The sequence below is a fragment of the Nostocoides sp. genome, assembly GCF_035343835.1.
GTDB lineage: Bacteria > Actinomycetota > Actinomycetes > Actinomycetales > Dermatophilaceae > Nostocoides_A > Nostocoides_A vanveenii.
On the sequence record NZ_DAOQZV010000093.1, the window covers coordinates 8920 to 11499 of the forward strand.

Below are 2580 nucleotides of genomic sequence, written 5' to 3' on the forward strand. Positions count from 1 at the left end.
ATCATGTTGCGCTGGCGACGAGATGTCCCGCTCGCGGGTCAGCCTTCGGCCGCCGGTCACCTGCGGGCTGACAGATGGGGCCGCTAACCAGTTGCATCCGCAAGCAACTATCTGGCACTATTTGCATGTGCAAGCAACTACGTCCCCGGAGGCCCCCACGGCGGCCGATGCCCTCGGCATGCAACTGATCCGGGTCGCCAAGCAGATGCGCGCGGTCCGGGCGACAGCCCCACAGGTTCACCCCGCGGTCGACGCGGGCTCCTACCCGCTGCTGTTCAACCTCGCCGGCGATCCCCTGCGGATCTCCGCGCTGGCCGAGCGGGTCCACACCGAGATGTCCACCGTGAGCCGGGCGGTCGCCGGGCTCGAACGCGCCGGCCTGCTCGATCGCATCCCCGATCCGGCCGACGGCCGCGCGCACCTGGTGACGCTCACCCCCGGGGGGCACGCCGTGCTCGCCAACCTGCGCGAGCAGCGGCAGGCCTGGTTCACCGAACTCCTCCACGACTGGTCCGACGCCGATGTCGACCACCTTCTCACCCTGCTTCGACGCCTGGGTGACTCCATCGAGACGTATGCCGGCAACGCAAGTCACCCGAACGGCATACGTCCCGAGCGCGCAGCGCACGCCTGACCGACCCGCGCCGAATAGGCGCGATCGCTAGCTCCTGCAACAGGATTCACCGCAGCATTAGCTGCTCGGGCAGCGCCGCCCCCGACCATCCACCCCCCTCCTCCCCGACTCCTCGAGGCCACCTCCTATGAGCCCTGATCATCCCGATACCGCGCTGACACACCGGCAGATCGTCACGATCCTGACCGGCCTGATGCTCGGCATGTTCCTCGCCGCCCTCGATCAGACGATCGTCGCCACGGCCATCCGCACCATCTCCGACGACCTGCACGGCCTGGACCGCCAGGCGTGGGTCACGACGGCCTACCTGATCACCTCGACGATCGTCACGCCGCTTTACGGCAAGTTGTCCGACATCTATGGACGCAAGCCGTTCTTTCTCACCGCCATCTCGGTCTTCATCATCGGCTCGGTGATGTGCACCTTCGCCAACTCGATGACTCAGCTCGCGGCCTTCCGCGCGGTCCAAGGCATCGGCGCCGGCGGCCTGTTTAGCCTTGCCCTGGCGATCATCGGCGACATCGTGCCGCCGATGGAGCGCGCGAAATACCAGGGCTACTTCCTCGCCGTCTTCGGCACCTCCAGCGTGCTCGGCCCGGTCATCGGCGGCTTCTTCGCCGGTATGACGAGCTTCCTCGGCATCGCCGGCTGGCGCTGGGTCTTCCTCGTGAACGTCCCGATCGGCATCGTCGCGCTCCTCGTGGTCGTGCGGACGCTGCACCTGCGGCATACGCGCCTCGACCACCGCATCGACTGGTGGGGAGCCGCGGCGCTCTCGGTCGGCCTGGTGCCGCTGCTGCTCGTCGCCGAGCAGGGCCGCGAATGGGGCTGGACCTCGACCGACGCCATCCTCTGCTACGTCATCGGCGTCGCCGGCGTGCTGGCCTTCCAGTTCATCGAATGGCGGATGGGCGAGGAGGCGCTGTTGCCGATCCGCCTCTTCGCCAACAAGACCATCGGCATCGGGTCGATCGCCTCGACCGTGCTCGGTATGGCGCTCTTCGGCGGTATCGCGTGCCTCCCGCTCTACCTGCAGATCGTCAAGGGCGCCTCGCCGACCGAGGCCGGCCTGCAGTTGCTCCCGCTGACCCTCGGCATCATGGCCGGCTCGGTGATCTCCGGTCAGACCATCAGCCGCACCGGGCGCTACCGGCCCTTCCTGCGCGCCGGCGGGCCGATGATCGCAATCGCCCTGTTCACGCTGCACTGGACGAAGTTCGACACCCCCCTCTGGCAACTGATGATCGTCATGGTGCTCTTCGGCATGGGAATGGGCTTCATGATGCAGCCGCTCATGCTGGCCATCCAGGCCGCGGCCGACCGCCGCGATATGGGTGTCGCGACCGCGTCGGCGACGTTCACCCGGCAGATCGGTGGCACCCTGGGCACGGCGGTCTTCCTCTCGATCCTCTTCTCGGCCCTGCCCACACGGATCGCCGAGCGGATGACCGAGGCCCGTGGCACCGCCGACTTCCAGGCCGCGCTGGCCGACCCGGCGAATGCCGAGTTCGTGGCGCAGCTGAAGTCCGGGGCCAGCTCGAATGCGGTCATGAAGGACTCCTCGTTCTTGACCAGCCTGGACCCGCGCTTGGCCAAGCCCTTCCTTCAGGGCTTCGCCGACTCGATGGACCGCGTCTTCCTATTCGCCTCGGCCGTCATGGTGCTCGGCGCGATCGTGGCCTGGGCGATCCCGCAGATCGACCTGCGCCGGCCCGCGCCGGACGAAGTCCCGTTCCTGGCCGAGTAGGCCGGCCCTCCGAGCAAGTCCGCGCCCGGTCGGCGCCCCGGGCGGGACTCGGCTGGTCGGCTCACCTAGTGTCGAGAACATGAGTTTTCGCAGGTCGGCCCTGAGCGGCTTCAGCGGTAGCGTGCTGGCGCTCGGTCTCGCCGCCGGCACCGTTCTGGCTGCTGCCCACGCCGGTGCGGCGGCTGTCGCCGTACCGGCG

Annotated in this window: 2 protein-coding genes; both read left to right on the forward strand. The window is 68.3% G+C overall.

What is annotated here, in order from left to right; genetic code table 11:
* Positions 1 to 127 precede the first annotated feature (127 nt).
* Positions 128 to 634 (forward strand): MarR family transcriptional regulator, encoded by a 507-nt coding sequence (locus PKH97_RS08425; protein ID WP_324386962.1) that lies wholly within the window; start codon positions 128 to 130, stop codon positions 632 to 634.
* Between the two features lie 127 nt (positions 635 to 761).
* Positions 762 to 2381 carry an MDR family MFS transporter gene (locus PKH97_RS08430; protein ID WP_324386963.1) on the forward strand — a complete coding sequence of 540 codons (1620 nt, stop codon included), beginning with the start codon at positions 762 to 764 and terminating at the stop codon, positions 2379 to 2381.
* Positions 2382 to 2580 lie beyond the last annotated feature (199 nt).

Bases quoted from the DNA above. Each gene is read 5' to 3' on its own strand.
- PKH97_RS08430 (WP_324386963.1), top strand. From the start codon at position 762: ATGAGCCCTGATCATCCCGATACCGCGCTGACACACCGGCAGATCGTC.